Source organism: Bradyrhizobium diversitatis (assembly GCF_016031635.1).
GTDB lineage: Bacteria > Pseudomonadota > Alphaproteobacteria > Rhizobiales > Xanthobacteraceae > Bradyrhizobium > Bradyrhizobium diversitatis.
In genome coordinates this window covers 12980-29080 of record NZ_JACEGD010000041.1, presented here as the reverse complement: position 1 = coordinate 29080, position 16101 = coordinate 12980, and the positions used below count along the sequence as shown (strand labels likewise).

Below are 16101 nucleotides of genomic sequence, written 5' to 3'. Positions count from 1 at the left end.
CGACCATTGTTCGGCGGCAACAGGAGGACCACGATGGCGAAAGCGAAGAAGAAGAAAAGCAAGAAGGCCAAGAAAGCGAAGAAGGCCGTAGCAGCGAGGAAGACCGCAAAGAAGGCAGCCAAGAAGTCCGCAAGAAAGTCTGCCAAGAAGACTGCAAAGAAAGCTGCGAAGAAGTCTGCCAAGAAGGCAGCCCCGAAGAAAGCCGCCAAGAAGGCTGCGGCGAAGTCGGCCAAGAAGGCCGCACCCAAGAAGGCCGCAAAGAAAGCGGCACCGAAGAAGGCGAAGGCAGCTCCTGCTCCGAAGCCGTCGGCACCGGTAGAAGCTCCGGCTCCCGAGCCTGCCTCCGAGACAAGCTGGGCGATGCCTTCGTCTTCTGCGGAACCCGCGCCGGCAGAGGGGCAGGGGTAAGCCCCGGCCGCTCCCTGGCTCTTGAAGCGATCTGCAATCAGGAAGGCCGCGGCGCCGGGCGCTGCGGCCTTTTTGCATCGTCGCACGCTGATTCTGACTCAGCCGTTTGCCGCGCCTTTCTGATTCGTGGCCTGGGCGTCACCCAGCCCGAAGACCCCCGGACTTACACGGGCCCCCTGTGCACTTTGGAATGAGAAAAATGTGATCGGGAAGCCACACAGGCCAACAACCTTTCGTGAATTGGTCAAAACGCCTAAAAAGTCGGCAGATGCCCGCGCTTTTTGCTTCACGGTTCCTATCCGCCAATCCAGATTGTCGCAGTGATGTAATTTGCAATCAGGTCGAGCACCCGGGGGGCTTCCGGGATCCGACTGGGGTCTAAGAACTGGCGATGGGGATCGAAATGAAAAAAGCGGTTTTGTTGGCAACGGCGCTGGCAATGGTCACGGGCTCGGCTTTCGCGGCAGACTTGCGGGTGAAGGCGCTGAAGGCCCCGCCGCCCCCGGCCTTCGATCCCTGGGATGTCGCTTTCGGCGCCGGCATCATGAGCGATTACATCTTCCGCGGTATTACCCAGTCGAACCACAACCCGTCGGTGACGGCCTATTTCGAGCCGCGCTACAACGTCAACAAGGACCTCCAGCTCTATATCGGTACGTCCGCCTCGAGCATTTCGTTCCCGAACCGCGCCGCGGCGGAAGTCGACATCTATGGCGGTATCCGCCCGACCTTCGGCATGTTCGCCTTCGATTTCGGTGTCTGGGGCTACCTCTATCCGGGCGGAAGCTGCTTCGGTTCGCAGGGGACCCTCGCGCAGGGCAATTGCGGTACCGACCTGGATAACTCCCAGGGCGCGATCGGCCTGCCGATCAACGGCAACTTCGCCAAGAAGGACGCAAGCTTCTTCGAAGCCTATGCCAAGCTGAACATCGCCATCAACGACCAGTGGACGGTCGGCTTCAACGAGTACTATTCGCCGAACTTCCTGAACCTCGGCGCCTGGGGCAACTACGCCTCGGTCACGGCCAAGTGGACTGCGCCGAGCACGACCTTCGGCGCCAGTGGCGTCGGCATGTATGTGTCGGGTGAGTTCGGCCGCCAGTGGCTCGGCACGTCCGACATCTTCTACGGCATCGCAGGCGATCCGGTGTACGCGAACGGCATCAAGGAGCCGAGCTACAACACCTGGAACGTCGGTGTCGGCTTCACCTACAAGGTGTTCACGCTCGATCTGCGCTACTATGATACCGATCTGTCGAAGGGTGACTGCAACGCCTTCACCAGTGACTTCTCCGCCACCAACTCGAGCCCCGGCTTCGTCACCCCGATCAACGGTGGTGCGAACGCAGCCACGGCTTTCGGCTCCAACTGGTGTAGCGCTGCTGGCGTCGCCAAGCTCTCTGTCGACCTGACGGCGATGACCAACCTGAAGTAAGTTTCTTTCCGAGACGACTTCACCAAGTCATTCGGCAAGGGCGGCAGGACAACCTGCCGCCCTTTTGCTTTGGGGCTGGTGAGAAGGATGCTCGACCGCTGGGCGAGAGTGCGAAGGATGGGGTTGAAGACCGGCGCTGACGCCTCGCACTCCGTGATTGCGTTTGCAGTGTTGATTCATGGATGTGAACCGCGTCTCGTTCTCGTGCCCCGGACGCAGTGCAGCGCTTCCTCGGCGATGCGAAGCATCGTCCGGTTCAGCGGTGCGCTGCAGAGCCGGGGCCTATCCTTCAAAAGTACGACACCTGGGTCCCGGCTCTGCGCCTCAACGCGCCGGGCTCGGCTCCGCTGCAGCCCGTTCGCCGCCGAGGACATGAATCGTACCGTCCTTCACCAGCGCCACCTTGCGCGTGTGGAAGGCGTCGAGCGTCGAGCGGTGGCCGATCGAGACGATGGTGGCGTGCGGCAGCTTCTCTGCCAGCAGCCGGTAGAGCCGGGCTTCGGAGGGTTCGTCCAGCGACGCCGTGGCCTCGTCCAGGAACAGATAGTCCGGGACATGCAACAGCGCGCGAGCAAGCCCCAGGCGCTGCTGCTCGCCGAGCGAAAGCATCCGGTTCCAGTGGCCGTCCTCCCCCAGCCGCTCGGCAAGGTCTGGCAGCCCGACGGCGATCAGTGCATCGCGCACTTGCGCGGCGCCGAACGCGCCGGGCGCTGCCGGATAGACAACGGCATCGTGCAACATGCCGACCGGAAAATAGGGCCGCTGCGGCAGCATCATCAGCTTTGCCTTCTCGGGGATGACAACCGTGCCGGTACCGAACGGCCAAATGCCGGCGATGGCCCTGAACAGCGTGGACTTGCCGGAGCCGGACGGTCCGGTCACCAACACGCGCTCCGACGTCTCGATGGTGAAGGCCTTGGCGGCAACCAGCGGCGTGCCGTTGGGCAGGTTCACGCAGAGCTGCTCGAGGTCGATATGGCGGCCGCCGCCGGCGACCTCCAGCGCGATGGCAGGCTCATGTGCCGGCAGGTTCGCGGCTGAATCGACGGACATCTCGAAGCCATCGAGGCGCGCAACGATCGAGCGCCACTCCGCGAGTGACCGGTAAGCCGTGACGAAGAACGATAGCGCGCCCTGCACGCTGGAGAAGGCGGATGCGGTCTGCATCATGTCGCCGAGCTGAATCTTCTTGGCGAAGAAGGCCGGCGCCACCAGCACGTACGGAAAGATCACTGCGGCCTGCTGATAGCTGGCCGTGAACGCGGTGAGGCGTTTGGTCCGGCTCATGATGGCGTACCAGTTGGCGATCACGAAGCCGAAGCGATCGAGCAGGCGGGCCCGTTCGGCGCCTTCACCCCTGAGCAGCGCGATCTGCTCGGAATTCTCGCGGACGCGGACGAGATTGAAGCGGAAGTCGGCCTCGTAGCGCTGCTGCTCGAAATTGAGGTTGACCAGCGGCGCGCCGATCCAGTGCGTCAGCGCGGTGCCGAAGATCGCGTAGATCAGCGCGCCCCAGCACAGATAGCCGGGGATCATGAGATCGGTGCCGAACAGGCGTAGCGGCGCGGCGTTGGATAGGCCCCAAAGGATGATGACGAATGAGAACAGCGTCACGATCGACGAGAGCAGGCCGAGCCCGATGGTCAGGGTCTGCTCGACGAAATTCTTGACGTCCTCGGTGATGCGCTGGTCCGGGTTATCGGCCGCATCGCCCTTGAGCTGCATGCGGTAATGCGTGGCGCCCCGAAGCCATTCGCCAAGATAATGCCGGGTGAGCCATTGCCGCCAGCGAATCTGGAGCCACTGGTTCAGGTAAAGCTTGTAGACAGCCAGCGCGATATAGGTGGACGCGAGCGCGACGAAGATCCAGATCTCCCTGACGAAGGTGTCCCAGTCGCTGGTCTGGAGCGCGCTGTAGAACCGGTTCTGCCACTGGTTGACGAGCACGTCGATCGCGACCAGTGCCAGCTCCATCGCGACCACGGCGGCGAGCAGGCCCCGGCCGGCCCATTTGTCTTCCGATCGGAAATAAGGGATGGCGATTCGCCAGACGATCGCGAGCGTGGCGCTAATGTTCTTCACAGAGCAGGGTCTCCTCGGGAGATGTGCATAGCGGCCCAGAGCCAAACACATGAGGCGATGGCGGAAACGGGCGCGCTTAGACTAAAGTCGCAAGATCTGCAATTTGCGTTGGATTGTCGCAGCCCGCAACCCTAGCATGGGCTTCGATGGCCCGGGGCAGGGTGGATCTGGATTTCGCGAGCTTGTGAGCGGACGGGAACCGCCTGCATTCGCGAGGAATTGGCGTCCAGCTCGGGGTTTTCACTTTCAGCGTCAAGCAGGACGGCTCCCCACGCGGGCCGCCTGTCGCAACATGCGTGGGGAGAAAGTCCATGTGGAATCAAATCTATGATCCGCTCAACAGCCCGGTGCTGTCGACCATCGCGGCGGCGGTGCCCGTCGTCACGCTGCTGGTCCTGATCGCGAGCGGCCGCGTCCAGGCGCATATCGCGGCCATCATCGCCGTGATCGTGACCAACGTGATCACGATCTTCGTTTTCACCATGCCCGCGAACATGTCGATCCGCGCCTCGGTGCTGGGCATCGTCACCGGGTTCTTCCCCATCGGCTGGATCGTCCTCAACGTCATCTTCCTCTACCAGGTGACGGTGAGCACCGGCCGCTTCGAATTGCTCAAGCGCGCCATCGGCGGCGTCACCGAGGACCGGCGGTTGCAATTGCTGCTGATCGCGTTCTCGTTCGGCGCGTTCTTCGAGGGCGCCTCCGGCTTCGGCACGCCGGTCGCGATCACCGGCGCCGTGCTGATCGGGCTCGGCTTCTCGCCGCTCGCAGCCTCCGGCCTGTCGCTGATCGCCAACACCGCCCCGGTCGCCTATGGCGCGCTGGGCACGCCGATCCAGGGCCTCGCCTCCGTCACCGGGCTCGATCCCTACATCCTGGGCGCGATGGTCGGCCGGCAATTGCCGTTCTTCTCGTTGATCGTGCCGTTCTGGGTGGTGTGGGCGTTCGCCGGATGGAAAGGCATGAAGGACGTCTGGCCGGCGATCCTCGTCACCGGCTTATCGTTTGCCGTCCCGCAATTCGTGATTTCGAACTACATCAATCCCTGGATCGTCGACATCGGCGCCTCACTGATCTCGATGGGGGCCCTGATCCTGTTCCTCAAGGTGTGGCAACCGAAGCAGCTCTGGCTCTCGCCGGCGTTGCGCGGACACGACGAATCGGCCGCCACCATGGCGGCGGCAAAGCCGCTGGACAAGACGCCGCTGACGCAAAGCGAACTCTTGAGTGCACTGTTGCCGTGGATCATCGTCTGCGTCGTGATGCTGATCTGGGGCAACGGCGCCTTCAAGGGCTGGGCGAACTCGATCTTCGTCTGGAACTATCCCGTGCCCGAGCTGCACCAGATGATCAACAAGATGCCGCCGGTCGCGCCAGGGCCGACGAAAGAGGCTGCGGTGTTCAGCTTCACATACCTGTCGTTCACCGGCACGGGCATGCTGATCGCGGCGATCATCTCCGGCGTTCTGATGGGCGTCGGTCCCGGCCGGCTCGTGGCAGAGTATGGCCGCACCATACGTCTGTGCGCGATCTCGCTGATCACGATCTCGGCCATGCTCGCGATTGGCACCTTGACGCGCCTGTCCGGCGTCGATGCCACGCTGGGTCTCGCCTTTGCCGCGACCGGTGTGCTCTATCCCTTCTTCGGCACGCTGCTCGGCTGGCTCGGCGTGGCGCTGACGGGATCGGATACGTCGTCCAATATCCTGTTCGGCAACCTCCAGAAGATCACCTCCGAGCAACTCGGCCTGTCGCCGATCCTGATGAGCGCGGCGAACTCTTCCGGCGGCGTGATGGGCAAGATGATCGACGCCCAGTCGATCGTGGTCGCCTCCACCGCGACCAACTGGTACGGGCATGAGGGCACCATCCTGCGCTTCGTATTCTGGCACTCGATCGTGCTGGCGTGCCTCGTCGGTGTGCTCGTGACGCTTCAGGCCTATGTCTGGCCGTTCACGGCGATGGTCCTGAAATAGCCGCCTGCGCCTCGTTCGAGGCAAATCCCCGCGAGGTTCGCCCCCGCGGGGATTTTTTGCATCCGGGCGAACCTTCTCAATGGCATCGCCATCTTATAGAAGGTGCCGCAAATCAGGTCGGTCGAGAGGTCTCATGGTTTTGCTCAAGCGATTGGTGTGTGCGGCAGTTGCAATGCTCGCGATGTCCACGCTCGCGCGTGCCGAGGACGGTTTCCCGTTCGGCACCGAGATGACGCTCGAAGCATTGCCGCAAGCGGGCTCGAAGCGGATTCCGAACATCGAGATCGGCGACCATGGCGAAGTCGTGCTGGAGCTCTGGTGCAAGGGCGGCAAGGGCCAGTTCTCGGTTGCCGGCAACACCGTGATCTTCGTTCCCGGCCAGATCCAGGACCGTTCCTGTCCGCCGGCGAAGGCGCAGGCCGACGACGAACTCGTGGCCGCGCTCGGCAGCGTCGAAACCTGGAGGCGACAGGGCGACGTGCTGACGCTGATCGGCCCCAAGCCGCTGCACTTTCGGACGACGGGGAATTGAACGTCAGGTCATTCCGGGGCGCGCATAGCGCGAACTATGGTGCGCAGTTGCGCACCTGAGAATCTCGAGATTGTAGCGCGAGATTCCGGGTTCGACGCTGACGCGTCGCCCCGGAATGACTACGTCACTTCCACTCCGACTTGTCGGCGTCCCAGCGCTGGCCCTTCAGCTCCTTGGCAAGCGCCTCGATCGAGCCGTTGTCGTCAGGCAGATCGCCTTCTTCGTCCAGGCTCGCGTCGTCGGACAGATTGAGCTTGGCACCGCTACTCTCGTCGGCGGTCGTGGTCGCGGGGCTGCCGATCCAGAGCATGAGCTTGTCGGTGGTGCCGGGCTTGTCCGGCGAGACCAGCCCTGCGACCTCGATCGTGTCGGTGAGATCGAGCGCCGGAAAATCCTGGTTCGGCCGCTTGAACACCAGCTTGAGCTTGCCGGTGGCCGGGTCGAAGTTCTGCGAGACCGGCTTTGCGGCGAGCGTCCTGCTCAGCACGCTCGCCACCGCGGTCGCGAGCTTGCCCTTGTTGATCTTGTCGCCCTCGCGCCAGTCCGCCGCGGGAAAGCGGATGGTGCGGTCCATCTCGGTCATGCCCGCGGTCCAGCCTGCGGCCGTGACGCCCGGCATCGCCTTGAATTTCGCCAGCAGCGCGCCGGCACGCTCGGGATCGACCGACATGTTGATGGTCTGCTCGCCTGCGCGCAGTGCGTCGCAGCCGACGGTGAGGCTGGTCAGCGTCACCTCGACCTCCTGGCCCTTCAGGCTCTTCAGGAAGTCGTTCGCCGCGTCGAGCTTGACCTTGACTGCGATCGCCTCCGGCGAGACGTCGGTGAAATCCTTCGGCTGCGGCGTGATGCCGTCGTCGGAGGTCTGGTTGTCCAGAAATTCCCTTTCGCTGAGATCGGAATTGTCGGGCGAGGTGACCTCGGTCACCGCCTGGCCGACCGCAATCTGGCCGCGGAACTCGAACGTATCGCCGGACTGTTTGCGCGTCAGCTTGACGCTGACCGGCGACTTCTCACTGATGCTCTGCGTCGTTCCCGTCAGCGTCTGGCCGGCGACCTGGAGATTGACGACGAAGCGGTCCTTGCGGTCGGAGTTCTTCGCGATCGGGTAGCAGACGTCGAGCACCGCCGCGGTGACCGTCTTGCCCTGGCGCGTCTCCTTCAGGATCACGTCGGCATTGCCGTCCATCAGCCCGTCGATCGAGGTGAAATAGCGCGTCTCGATGCCGCCCGGCGCCGTCGCCTTCGGCGACAGCTTCATCTGGGCGGAGGCGAATTCGGGCGAGACGGCGAGCAGAGCCGCCAGAAGGGCAGTCGAACAAACCGGAAGCGCGCGCATCGACGAAGACCTCGGGCAACGGGCATGATCCGGAAAAGTGTGAAGCGGTTTTCCGAGAGGATCATACCCAAACAGTTAGAATCGGCGCCACCGTAGTGGTTTTTGGCTGCCGGTTGAATTGGAAAGCGAAGAGGCAGGGTCGACAAAAAAGAAGGCCGCCCGGAGGCGGCCTTCGCAATACTGCAATGGAACGGAGCCTAGAAGCCGCCCATGCCGCCGCCGGCCGGCATCGCCGGCGCAGCTTCCTTCTTCGGCAGCTCGGCGACCATGGCTTCGGTGGTCACCAGCAGGCCCGCCACGGAGGAGGCGTCCTGGAGCGCGGTGCGCACCACCTTGGCGGGATCGATGATGCCCTTCTCGACCAGGTCGACATAGTCCTCGGTCTGGGCGTCGAAGCCGAAGGTCTCGGACTTGTTCTCCAGGATCTTGCCGACGACGATCGAGCCTTCCACGCCCGCGTTCTCGGAGATCTGGCGGATCGGGGCTTCCAGTGCCTTCAGCACGATGTTGATGCCGGCCTGGACGTCGTCATTGGCGTTGGTGAGACGGCCCACCGCCTTCTTGGCGCGGAGCAGCGCGACGCCGCCGCCGGGAACGATGCCTTCCTGCACCGCAGCGCGGGTGGCATTGAGCGCGTCCTCGACGCGGTCCTTCTTCTCCTTGACCTCGATCTCGGTGGCGCCGCCGACGCGGATCACCGCGACGCCGCCGGCGAGCTTGGCGAGGCGCTCCTGGAGCTTCTCGCGGTCGTAGTCCGAGGTGGTCTCCTCGATCTGGGCCTTGATCTGGCCGACGCGCGCCTCGATGTCGGGCTTCTTGCCGGCGCCCTTGACGATCGTGGTGTTTTCCTTGTCGATCACCACCTTGCCCGCGCGTCCCAGCATCTTCACCGTGACGTTCTCGAGCTTGATGCCGAGCTCCTCGGAGATGAGCTGGCCGCCGGTGAGGATCGCGATGTCCTCCAGCATGGCCTTGCGGCGGTCACCGAAGCCCGGCGCCTTGACGGCCGCGACCTTGAGGCCGCCACGCAGGCGGTTGACGACCAGGGTGGCCAGCGCCTCGCCCTCGACGTCCTCGGCGATGATGACGAGCGGCTTGCCCGACTGCACCACGGCTTCCAGCACCGGCAGCATGGCCTGCAGGCCCGAGAGCTTCTTCTCGTGCAGGAGGATGTAGGCATCCTCGAGCTCGGCGGTCATCTTCTCGGCGTTGGTGACGAAGTAGGGGCTGAGATAGCCGCGGTCGAACTTCATGCCTTCGACGATGTCGACCTCGGTGTCGAGCGACTTGTTCTCCTCGACGGTGATGACGCCCTCGTTGCCGACCTTCTGCATCGCCTGGGCGATCATCTTGCCGATGGCGGCGTCACCGTTGGCCGAGATGGTGCCGACCTGGGCGACCTCGGAGGAGGCGGCGACCGGCTTGGCGCGCTTCTCGATGTCCTTGACCACGGCCGCGACCGCGGTGTCGATGCCGCGCTTGAGGTCCATCGGGTTCATGCCGGCGGCAACCGCCTTGGCGCCTTCGCGCACGATGGCCTGCGCCAGCACGGTCGCGGTGGTGGTGCCATCGCCGGCGGTGTCGTTGGTCTTCGAGGCGACCTCGCGCAGCATCTGGGCGCCCATGTTCTCGAACTTGTCCTCGAGCTCGATCTCCTTGGCGACGGTGACGCCGTCCTTGGTGATGCGGGGCGCGCCGAACGACTTCTCGATGACGACGTTGCGGCCCTTCGGGCCGAGCGTCACCTTGACGGCGTTGGCGAGAATGTCGACGCCGCGCAGCATGCGGTCGCGCGCGTCTCCGGAAAACTTGACGTCTTTGGCAGCCATGTCTGCAATCCCTCGTGTTTCGTGATGTGTCTTGTTCGTGCTGTTTCCTGCTGCGCTCTCTCCGTCTTACCGGGCTTGTCCGGCCTGCACGGCCGTAGCCGCTTCGGCGGGGCAAGCCCGGGGATGACGATGGAGCATTCAGCGGCCGTTCAGGCAGATGGCCTTAGGCCAGCACGCCCATGATGTCCGACTCCTTCATGATCAGGAGCTCTTCGTTGTCGATCTTGACCTCGGTGCCCGACCACTTGCCGAACAGTACGCGGTCGCCGACCTTGAGGTCGATCGGGATCAGCTTGCCGGTCTCGTCGCGGCCGCCGGGCCCGACGGCGACGACCTCGCCCTGCGACGGCTTCTCCTTGGCGGTGTCGGGAATGATGATGCCGCCCTTGGTCTTTTCCTCGGCGTCGATACGTTTGACCACGACACGGTCATGCAGCGGACGAAATTTGGATTTAGCCATGACGTTTCCCTTTGGAGGCTCGCTTCGGAAGGAGTGGAAGTCGGTGGGGCGGCGCGTCCGTCCACCCTCTCCCTGAGAGACTGAACGGCGCGCTTAGCAATCGGGCTTTCCGAGTGCTAATAGTGCGCCCGGAAATATGGCTTGGCCGCGATCCTGTCAAGCAAAGGTGGTTAAGCGATTGTTGAGGCGGATATAGGATGGTGGCATTGGAAACTCGTTCGGGGCGCCGGCGTACAGCAGGACGTCATTGCTCCGGCAGCGGTTTTGCGCTTGGCTGCGGGAGGGGTGCGGCCGTCGTCTTGTTCGGGGGAATGCCATGATCAGTTCAGCTCACGCGCGCACGGTTGCCAATCTGGCGGCAGCCTCCTGTCTGGCGCTGTTGCTGGGCGCCTGTGGCGGCGGCATGAGCCTGCCGTCCTTCTCGTCATCCTCTCCGCCGCCCGAAGCCGAACCCGGCACAGCGCCGGAAATGCCCGCCACCATCCGCGCGGACGAGATCGTCGGCCGCTGGGGTCTCGCCTCGTTCCAGAACCCGGCCGACCGCGCCCGCACCGAGGCTGCCGCCCGGGCGCAGTGCAAGAACCCCTATGTCATCACCGCGGGCTCCTCCGGCGGCGTGATCATGCATCTGGCCGACCAGGCGACGCCGCAGGAACTGCGGCTGAAGGGCTCGCCGAGCGGCAAGAACTACATCGGACCGGCGGGGCCGACCCCCGGCGAACAGGATCGCGAGATCATCTCCTTCGACGGCCGCGTCCTGATCACCCGCTTCATCGACAAGGACGCCGCCACACGCTACGGCAACATGGTCTACGTCCGCTGCGCGCCGAGGGCGTGATGTCTCTTACCCTCTCCCCTTGTGGAAGAGGGTGGCTCGCCGCGAAGCGGCGAGACGGGTGAGGGGTATCTCTCCGCGAGTGAAAATCTCGCAGTCCAGTTTGCTGAAGCAACCCCTCATCCGGCGCGCCACCTTCTCCCACAAGGGGAGAAGGGAAGGGTGCCCCGCGGTTGGCCTTACAAAACAAAAAACGCCGGCTCGCGCCGGCGTTTTCATTTTCCGAAATCCGCGTCCGCTCAGTCGAACAGCGCGTCGATGTCGTCCTGCGAGGCATGGCCGACGTCGCCGGCGAGCTTCGGGCCGTTGAGGAGCTTCTCGTCGTCGCTGCGGCTGTCGACATGCGCGGGCACATGGGCCTTGATGGCGTCGACACCGCCCCAGATGTCCATCATCGCATTGATGTGCTGCTCGATGAACTTCATCGTGGTCATGACCTTGCTGATGCGCTGGCCGGTCAGGTCCTGGAAGTTGCAGGCCTCGAAGATCGAGATGACGCGTTCCTGGATGTCGTCGGCCAGCCGCTTCTGCTGATCGGCCGAGTCCACCTTGGACATTGCACTGGCGGCCTGGTCGATCGATTCTGCGGCTTCGAGGATCTGCTGGGTCGCCTGCTCGGTGCCGCCGACCACTGCGCCGAGCTCGCCATTGACCTTGGCCATCTCGCCGCCGTCGAAGCTCTTGCCGTGCAGCGTCGCGATCTCGCGCTTGGTGCGATCGATGGCATCGTGGATGAGGTCGAGCTCGACCTTCAGCTTCTCGCACTGCTCGATCTGTGCCCGGTAGGTATCGAGCATGGTGCGCGCTTCGGCCAGCTCGTGGGCCGTCGAGGCGTCGATCGCCGCCATGGCTGCGCTGCCGGACAGTGGGGCGGCACCCTTCGCCATCTGTGCGCGGATCGCGCGCAGCTCGGCCATGATCTCGCTATGCATCGGGGGGGCCTCTTCAACTACATCTGGAATGGGCATCTCGCCACCGACGATATCCTCGACACGAAAACGTTTGCGGTGAACAGCCATCAGGAAACTCCCCCACCTCATTCACGCGTCTTTGTAGGCACAAGCGATTTAACACGAAGTTCACAGCGGGAACTGCCAGGCGGCCCGCGAGCGACGCTCCGCGAAGAAGCGATTAACCATGGACGCGCGGCGTTCATGGAAAATAAACGCTGATCGCCAAATTGCGCCGCCATTCGCGACGTGGTGAATCCAAACGCCCGATGCGTTTACCAAACGAAACGGCTTTTGCTCTTTATTGACCACGTCGCCGGCGCCGATCAGCCAGGCAGCTTCCGCGACGCATGTGATCTAGACGAAACAGTACAGAGTACGTCGATGTTCAAGAAAATGTCTGTCGCGCTGCTCGGCAGCGCTTGCACCTTCATGGCCGGCACCAACGGTGCCGGCGCCTTCGACAACAGCGTGCCGAACGATCCGCCCGCGGTGCTCTACGCGCCGCAGGTGCCGCCGGCGCCGGTGCGCGTCGCTTCCAATTCGAACATGGGTGGCGGCTTCATCGAGTTCCTGTTCGGCGATGGTCCCGGTCGCGGTCCGGCCTACGCGCCGCAGCAGCCGGTGTATCAGCAGCAGCCGGCCTATTACGATCAGCGTCGCCTGCCGCCGATGGGCGAGCCGCAGATGCAAGGCGCAGCTCTCCAGCAGGAGGCGATCGATCCACGGCAGCGTCCGTTCGATCCGAAATTCGAGAAACAGCTCGTTGACTATAACGGCAACGAAAGTCCCGGCACGATCGTGGTCGATACGCCGAACAAGTTTCTCTATCTCGTCGAGGGCAACGGCAGGGCGATGCGCTACGGCATCGGCGTCGGCCGTCCCGGCTTCACCTGGTCCGGCGTGAAGTCGATCACCGCCAAGCGCGAATGGCCGGACTGGACGCCGCCGAAGGAAATGCTGGCGCGCCGTCCCGATCTGCCCCGGCACATGGAAGGCGGTCCGGAAAATCCTCTTGGCGCCCGCGCGATGTATCTCGGCTCGACGCTCTACCGCATTCACGGCTCCAACGAGCCCTGGACCATCGGCACCAACGTCTCCTCCGGTTGCATCCGCATGCGCAACGAGGACGTCATCGACCTCTACGGCCGCGTCAATATCGGCACCAAGGTCGTGGTGATGTGATGCTCGCTTTGCCCTCTCCCCTTGTGGGAGAGGGATACCCCTCATCCGGCGCTTCGCGCCACCTTCTCCCACAAGGGGAGAAGGAAGAGGTTCTGAGCAAGGGTTGGAAAATGAAAACGGCCGCCTCTTGGGCGGCCGTTCCTGCTTGCGCGGCTACCAGACGGCGTCACGCGTAATCGCTGCCGCCGTCGTCGCCGCCGAAATCGCTGTCGTCGGCCATGTCCATGTTGTCGTCGCGATTGTCGTCGTAGTTCTGATCGTTGTTGTCGCGATCGTTCGAGGCCTGGTCCAAGAAGCCCTGGCGGGAGTCCTGGTTCGAGCCGATGTCGTTGAGGCCGGCATCGCGCGACAGCGATCCGCCCGACTGGTCGCCGCCGCCCCAAGGACTTCCACCAGCGCTGCGGTCGCCCAAGGCGTTGGTGTCGCCGAAGGCCTGCTGATGCGACCCACCCATCATGCCGCGGATGCTGGAGAGCAGCAGCGAGCCGCCGACGACGCCGGCCGCTGCCGCGGCCGCGGTGCCGAGGAACGAGCCGCCGCCACCGCCCGCGGGCGGGGCACCATAACCTTGTCCCGGCCCTTGTCCTGGTCCTTGGCCGTAAGCCTGTCCATAAGGCGGCTGGCCGTAGCCCGGCTGCGTCTGCTGCATCGCCTGGCCGGTGTTCCAGACCGGTCGCTGCTCACGCGGCGGCACGTTCGGTACCGAGCCGCGCGAGGGGCTGCCGCCGAACAGCGAGTCGCGCATGGTGTCGAGGAAGCCGCCGGACTGGGCGGGCTCGGGCGCCTGGGCGGCCTCCAGTTCCTGGATGCGATGATGGGCGCGCTTGAGCGCTTCGTCCTGCAGCAGCGTGGTCTGCACCAGCGCGTAGACGGCGCCGGGCGCCTTGCGCAGGCCGTCGGAGATCGCGGCGACCGCATCGGGATCGCGCGGTGCATTTTCCAGCTTTGAAAGCCGGTCGAAAAGGTCGTCGACGAGCTGGCGTTCCTGCGGCGTCATGATCTGTCTCCTTCGCGCAAAATCAAGCGCGCAGGAGATGTAGGGTTCCATTGTGGCCCCAACAGTGCCGGCCGGATTAAATTTCCGTATGCGACAAGCTGCCTCCTGGCCCGCTTTTCGCCGGTTTCATCCCAGTGTCACGTTGCTGTCCGTCAGCAGGCGCGCAAAGGCGTCGCTGGCGAGATAAGCATGCTCGCGCTCACGGACATCGGTCATCGGGTCGAGGCCGGCGAGGACGTCATCGACGAAGCCGGGATGGCACATCACGAGGCCGCCGTCGGGAAGGCCTTCCAGGAACTGCCGCATCAGCGCGCCGAAATCGGCGTCGCGCGTGAAATCATAGGCGCCGGCGAAGCCGGGGTTGAAGCTGAGGCCGGCGCTGCCGGCGCGGCGGCGGAATTGCGCGCTGAGACTGTCGAGCACCATGGCTTTTGGCGAGGCCAGCCGTTGCCTGAGCGGCAGATCGCGGCCGCCCTGACGCACCCAGGCGCCCGGCGCAGTCTCAACCACCGCATCGACGAAGCCGTCGCGGATCTGTGGGTAGAGCTGCACATGCTGGTGGCCGTCGACGAAGTCGGGGGCGCGTCCGAACGCTTCCATGAAGGCTGCCAGCTGCGCCTTGACTTCGTTCCGGAAGAATTCCCGGTCGAGTCGTCGCAAAACGCCCGCGCGCAGCAGCTTCGGAAACGGCATGAACATGTCGCCGTCGAGCGGTCGGAAATGCATGGTGAGCGGCCGGAACGGCGCCGACAGCGTCACGTGCAATCCGATCGTGCAGCGCGGGTTCGTCTTCGCTGCGGACTGAAGCGCCTCTATCTCGCTGCGCGCGATCGCCGGGCCCACCATCATCACCGAGGTGGCGTTGAGGCGGCCGCGTTCGATCAGGTCGCGAATGGCGCGGTTGACGGCGGGGCTGATGCCGTAATCGTCGGCGCAGAGCCAGATTCGCCGCGGGCTCGCGGCCGCGCTCATTCGGCCGCCGTCCTGTTCGCGGCGTCCTGGCTTGAAGGGTCCTCGGCCTTGCCGGCCTCGGAGTGCTTCTCGCTGTGCTCCGCGACGAAGTAGATCGGGCGCGCCTTCAGCTCGGACAGGATTTTGCCGATATATTCGCCGACGATGCCGATCATGATGAGCTGCACGCCGCCGATCGTCATCAGGCCGATCACGAGCGAGGGATAGCCGGGCACCTGCTTGCCGGTCGTGAACACCTCCCAGAGGATCGACAGGCCGAACAGGAAGGCACCTCCGGCGAGAATGACGCCGAGCAGGCTGGCGAAGCGCAGCGGTGCCACCGAAAACGAGGTCAGGCCCTCGATCGAGAGGCCGAGCAGGCTTGCGGCGTTGAAGGTGGTGACGCCATGGACGCGCGCCGCAGGCTCGTAGTCGACGCGGATCTGGCGAAAGCCGATCCAGCTGGCGAGGCCTTTGAAGAAACGGTTGCGTTCCGGCAACTGCCTGAGTGCGGCGACCGCGCGCGGCGAGAGCAGGCGGAAGTCGCCGGCGTCCTCGGGAATCTTCTGGCGTGCGCCCCAATTGATCAGCGCGTAGAAGCCGTGCACCGCGACCCGGCGCAAGAAGGGTTCGTTGTCGCGATGCGCCTTGGCGGTGTAGACGACGTCATAGCCGTCATCGATCCAGTGCCGCACCAGCTGTTCGATCAGCGCCGGCGGATGCTGGCCGTCCCCGTCCATGAACAGGACGGCACCGAGCCGGGCATGGTCGAGGCCGGCCATCAGCGCGGCCTCCTTGCCGAAATTGCGCGACAGCGACACCACCTGGACGTCGATCGCGTCGGCCGGCAGCGACCGCGCGATCGACAGCGTCGCATCCTTGCTGCCGTCGTCGACGTAGACGACCTCGCAAGTCAGCCGATAGCGCTGCCGCAGCGTCTTTGCGAGATCGCAGATGCGCTGATGCAGGGCAGCGAGCCCCGCCGCCTCGTTGTAGACGGGGACGACTATCGACAGCCCCTTCGCAGCGGCACTCGCTGCGGTGGTCGTCATGCCTGATACGTCAGAGCCCAGCGTCATCGATCAAGGTTCCAGAGGCGTTTAGATGTTCTCGACAGCATATGGT

Annotated in this window: 14 protein-coding genes; 6 read left to right on the top strand and 8 right to left on the bottom strand. The window is 64.3% G+C overall.

Annotated features, from left to right (window positions below; translation table 11 throughout):
- The first annotated feature begins 33 nt into the window (after positions 1–33).
- Both H1B27_RS40470 and H1B27_RS33225 read left to right on the top strand, forming a co-directional pair.
- A complete protein-coding gene (locus H1B27_RS40470) occupies positions 34–408 on the top strand; it encodes a hypothetical protein (RefSeq protein WP_050995304.1) in 375 nt (124 codons plus the stop codon).
- Positions 409–811: 403 nt separating this feature from the next.
- Complete coding sequence (locus tag H1B27_RS33225; protein ID WP_061879074.1) at positions 812–1843, top strand: TorF family putative porin; 1032 nt, start codon at positions 812–814, stop codon at positions 1841–1843.
- Between the two features lie 324 nt (positions 1844–2167).
- Here H1B27_RS33225 and H1B27_RS33220 read toward each other — a convergent pair whose 3' ends face one another.
- Positions 2168–3925, bottom strand: coding sequence for an ABC transporter ATP-binding protein/permease (locus H1B27_RS33220; protein WP_061879007.1), 1758 nt, complete (start codon positions 3923–3925; stop codon positions 2168–2170).
- Between the two features lie 311 nt (positions 3926–4236).
- Between H1B27_RS33220 and H1B27_RS33215 the strand changes: the two genes are divergently transcribed.
- Entirely contained in the window at positions 4237–5901 is a 1665-nt protein-coding gene (locus H1B27_RS33215) for an L-lactate permease (RefSeq protein WP_061879006.1), read from the top strand.
- Between the two features lie 133 nt (positions 5902–6034).
- Positions 6035–6433 (top strand): META domain-containing protein, encoded by a 399-nt coding sequence (locus tag H1B27_RS33210; RefSeq protein WP_197968945.1) that lies wholly within the window; start codon positions 6035–6037, stop codon positions 6431–6433.
- 124 nt (positions 6434–6557) lie between these two features.
- Here the strand turns inward: H1B27_RS33210 and H1B27_RS33205 are convergent, their stop codons facing one another.
- The 3 genes from H1B27_RS33205 to H1B27_RS33195 form a co-directional block, all read right to left on the bottom strand.
- Positions 6558–7769 carry a hypothetical protein gene (locus H1B27_RS33205; protein ID WP_197968944.1) on the bottom strand — a complete coding sequence of 404 codons (1212 nt, stop codon included), beginning with the start codon at positions 7767–7769 and terminating at the stop codon, positions 6558–6560.
- Positions 7770–7966: 197 nt separating this feature from the next.
- Positions 7967–9598 (bottom strand): chaperonin GroEL, encoded by a 1632-nt coding sequence (gene groL / locus H1B27_RS33200; protein WP_197968943.1) that lies wholly within the window; start codon positions 9596–9598, stop codon positions 7967–7969.
- A gap of 163 nt (positions 9599–9761) precedes the next feature.
- On the bottom strand, positions 9762–10058 hold the full coding sequence (locus tag H1B27_RS33195) for a co-chaperone GroES (protein ID WP_025033779.1): 297 nt from the start codon (positions 10056–10058) through the stop codon (positions 9762–9764).
- Positions 10059–10374: 316 nt separating this feature from the next.
- Between H1B27_RS33195 and H1B27_RS33190 the strand changes: the two genes are divergently transcribed.
- On the top strand, positions 10375–10896 hold the full coding sequence (locus H1B27_RS33190) for a hypothetical protein (protein ID WP_061879002.1): 522 nt from the start codon (positions 10375–10377) through the stop codon (positions 10894–10896).
- A gap of 236 nt (positions 10897–11132) precedes the next feature.
- Here the strand turns inward: H1B27_RS33190 and H1B27_RS33185 are convergent, their stop codons facing one another.
- A complete protein-coding gene (locus H1B27_RS33185) occupies positions 11133–11912 on the bottom strand; it encodes a protein phosphatase CheZ (protein ID WP_061879001.1) in 780 nt (259 codons plus the stop codon).
- 315 nt (positions 11913–12227) lie between these two features.
- On the opposite strand from H1B27_RS33185, the gene H1B27_RS33180 reads away from it, so the two are divergent.
- Positions 12228–13028, top strand: coding sequence for a L,D-transpeptidase (locus H1B27_RS33180; RefSeq protein WP_197968942.1), 801 nt, complete (start codon positions 12228–12230; stop codon positions 13026–13028).
- Between the two features lie 166 nt (positions 13029–13194).
- Here H1B27_RS33180 and H1B27_RS33175 read toward each other — a convergent pair whose 3' ends face one another.
- The 3 genes from H1B27_RS33175 to H1B27_RS33165 form a co-directional block, all read right to left on the bottom strand.
- On the bottom strand, positions 13195–14025 hold the full coding sequence (locus H1B27_RS33175; RefSeq protein ID WP_197968941.1) for a DUF2076 domain-containing protein: 831 nt from the start codon (positions 14023–14025) through the stop codon (positions 13195–13197).
- Between the two features lie 126 nt (positions 14026–14151).
- Positions 14152–14997, bottom strand: a complete 846-nt coding sequence (locus H1B27_RS33170; RefSeq protein ID WP_061877373.1) for a ChbG/HpnK family deacetylase — start codon at positions 14995–14997, stop codon at positions 14152–14154.
- Complete coding sequence (locus H1B27_RS33165; protein ID WP_197968940.1) at positions 14994–16055, bottom strand: glycosyltransferase family 2 protein; 1062 nt, start codon at positions 16053–16055, stop codon at positions 14994–14996. Before H1B27_RS33165 ends, H1B27_RS33170 begins: the two co-directional genes overlap by 4 nt.
- Positions 16056–16101 lie beyond the last annotated feature (46 nt).

Bases quoted from the DNA above. Each gene is read 5' to 3' on its own strand.
- H1B27_RS33175 (WP_197968941.1), bottom strand. From the start codon at position 14,025: ATGACGCCGCAGGAACGCCAGCTCGTCGACGACCTTTTCGACCGGCTT.
- H1B27_RS33205 (WP_197968944.1), bottom strand. From the start codon at position 7,769: ATGCGCGCGCTTCCGGTTTGTTCGACTGCCCTTCTGGCGGCTCTGCTC.
- H1B27_RS33170 (WP_061877373.1), bottom strand. From the start codon at position 14,997: ATGAGCGCGGCCGCGAGCCCGCGGCGAATCTGGCTCTGCGCCGACGAT.
- H1B27_RS33180 (WP_197968942.1), top strand. From the start codon at position 12,228: ATGTTCAAGAAAATGTCTGTCGCGCTGCTCGGCAGCGCTTGCACCTTC.
- H1B27_RS40470 (WP_050995304.1), top strand. From the start codon at position 34: ATGGCGAAAGCGAAGAAGAAGAAAAGCAAGAAGGCCAAGAAAGCGAAG.
- H1B27_RS33215 (WP_061879006.1), top strand. From the start codon at position 4,237: ATGTGGAATCAAATCTATGATCCGCTCAACAGCCCGGTGCTGTCGACC.
- H1B27_RS33210 (WP_197968945.1), top strand. From the start codon at position 6,035: ATGGTTTTGCTCAAGCGATTGGTGTGTGCGGCAGTTGCAATGCTCGCG.
- H1B27_RS33190 (WP_061879002.1), top strand. From the start codon at position 10,375: ATGATCAGTTCAGCTCACGCGCGCACGGTTGCCAATCTGGCGGCAGCC.
- H1B27_RS33165 (WP_197968940.1), bottom strand. From the start codon at position 16,055: ATGACGCTGGGCTCTGACGTATCAGGCATGACGACCACCGCAGCGAGT.
- H1B27_RS33225 (WP_061879074.1), top strand. From the start codon at position 812: ATGAAAAAAGCGGTTTTGTTGGCAACGGCGCTGGCAATGGTCACGGGC.
- H1B27_RS33195 (WP_025033779.1), bottom strand. From the start codon at position 10,058: ATGGCTAAATCCAAATTTCGTCCGCTGCATGACCGTGTCGTGGTCAAA.
- H1B27_RS33185 (WP_061879001.1), bottom strand. From the start codon at position 11,912: ATGGCTGTTCACCGCAAACGTTTTCGTGTCGAGGATATCGTCGGTGGC.
- groL (WP_197968943.1), bottom strand. From the start codon at position 9,598: ATGGCTGCCAAAGACGTCAAGTTTTCCGGAGACGCGCGCGACCGCATG.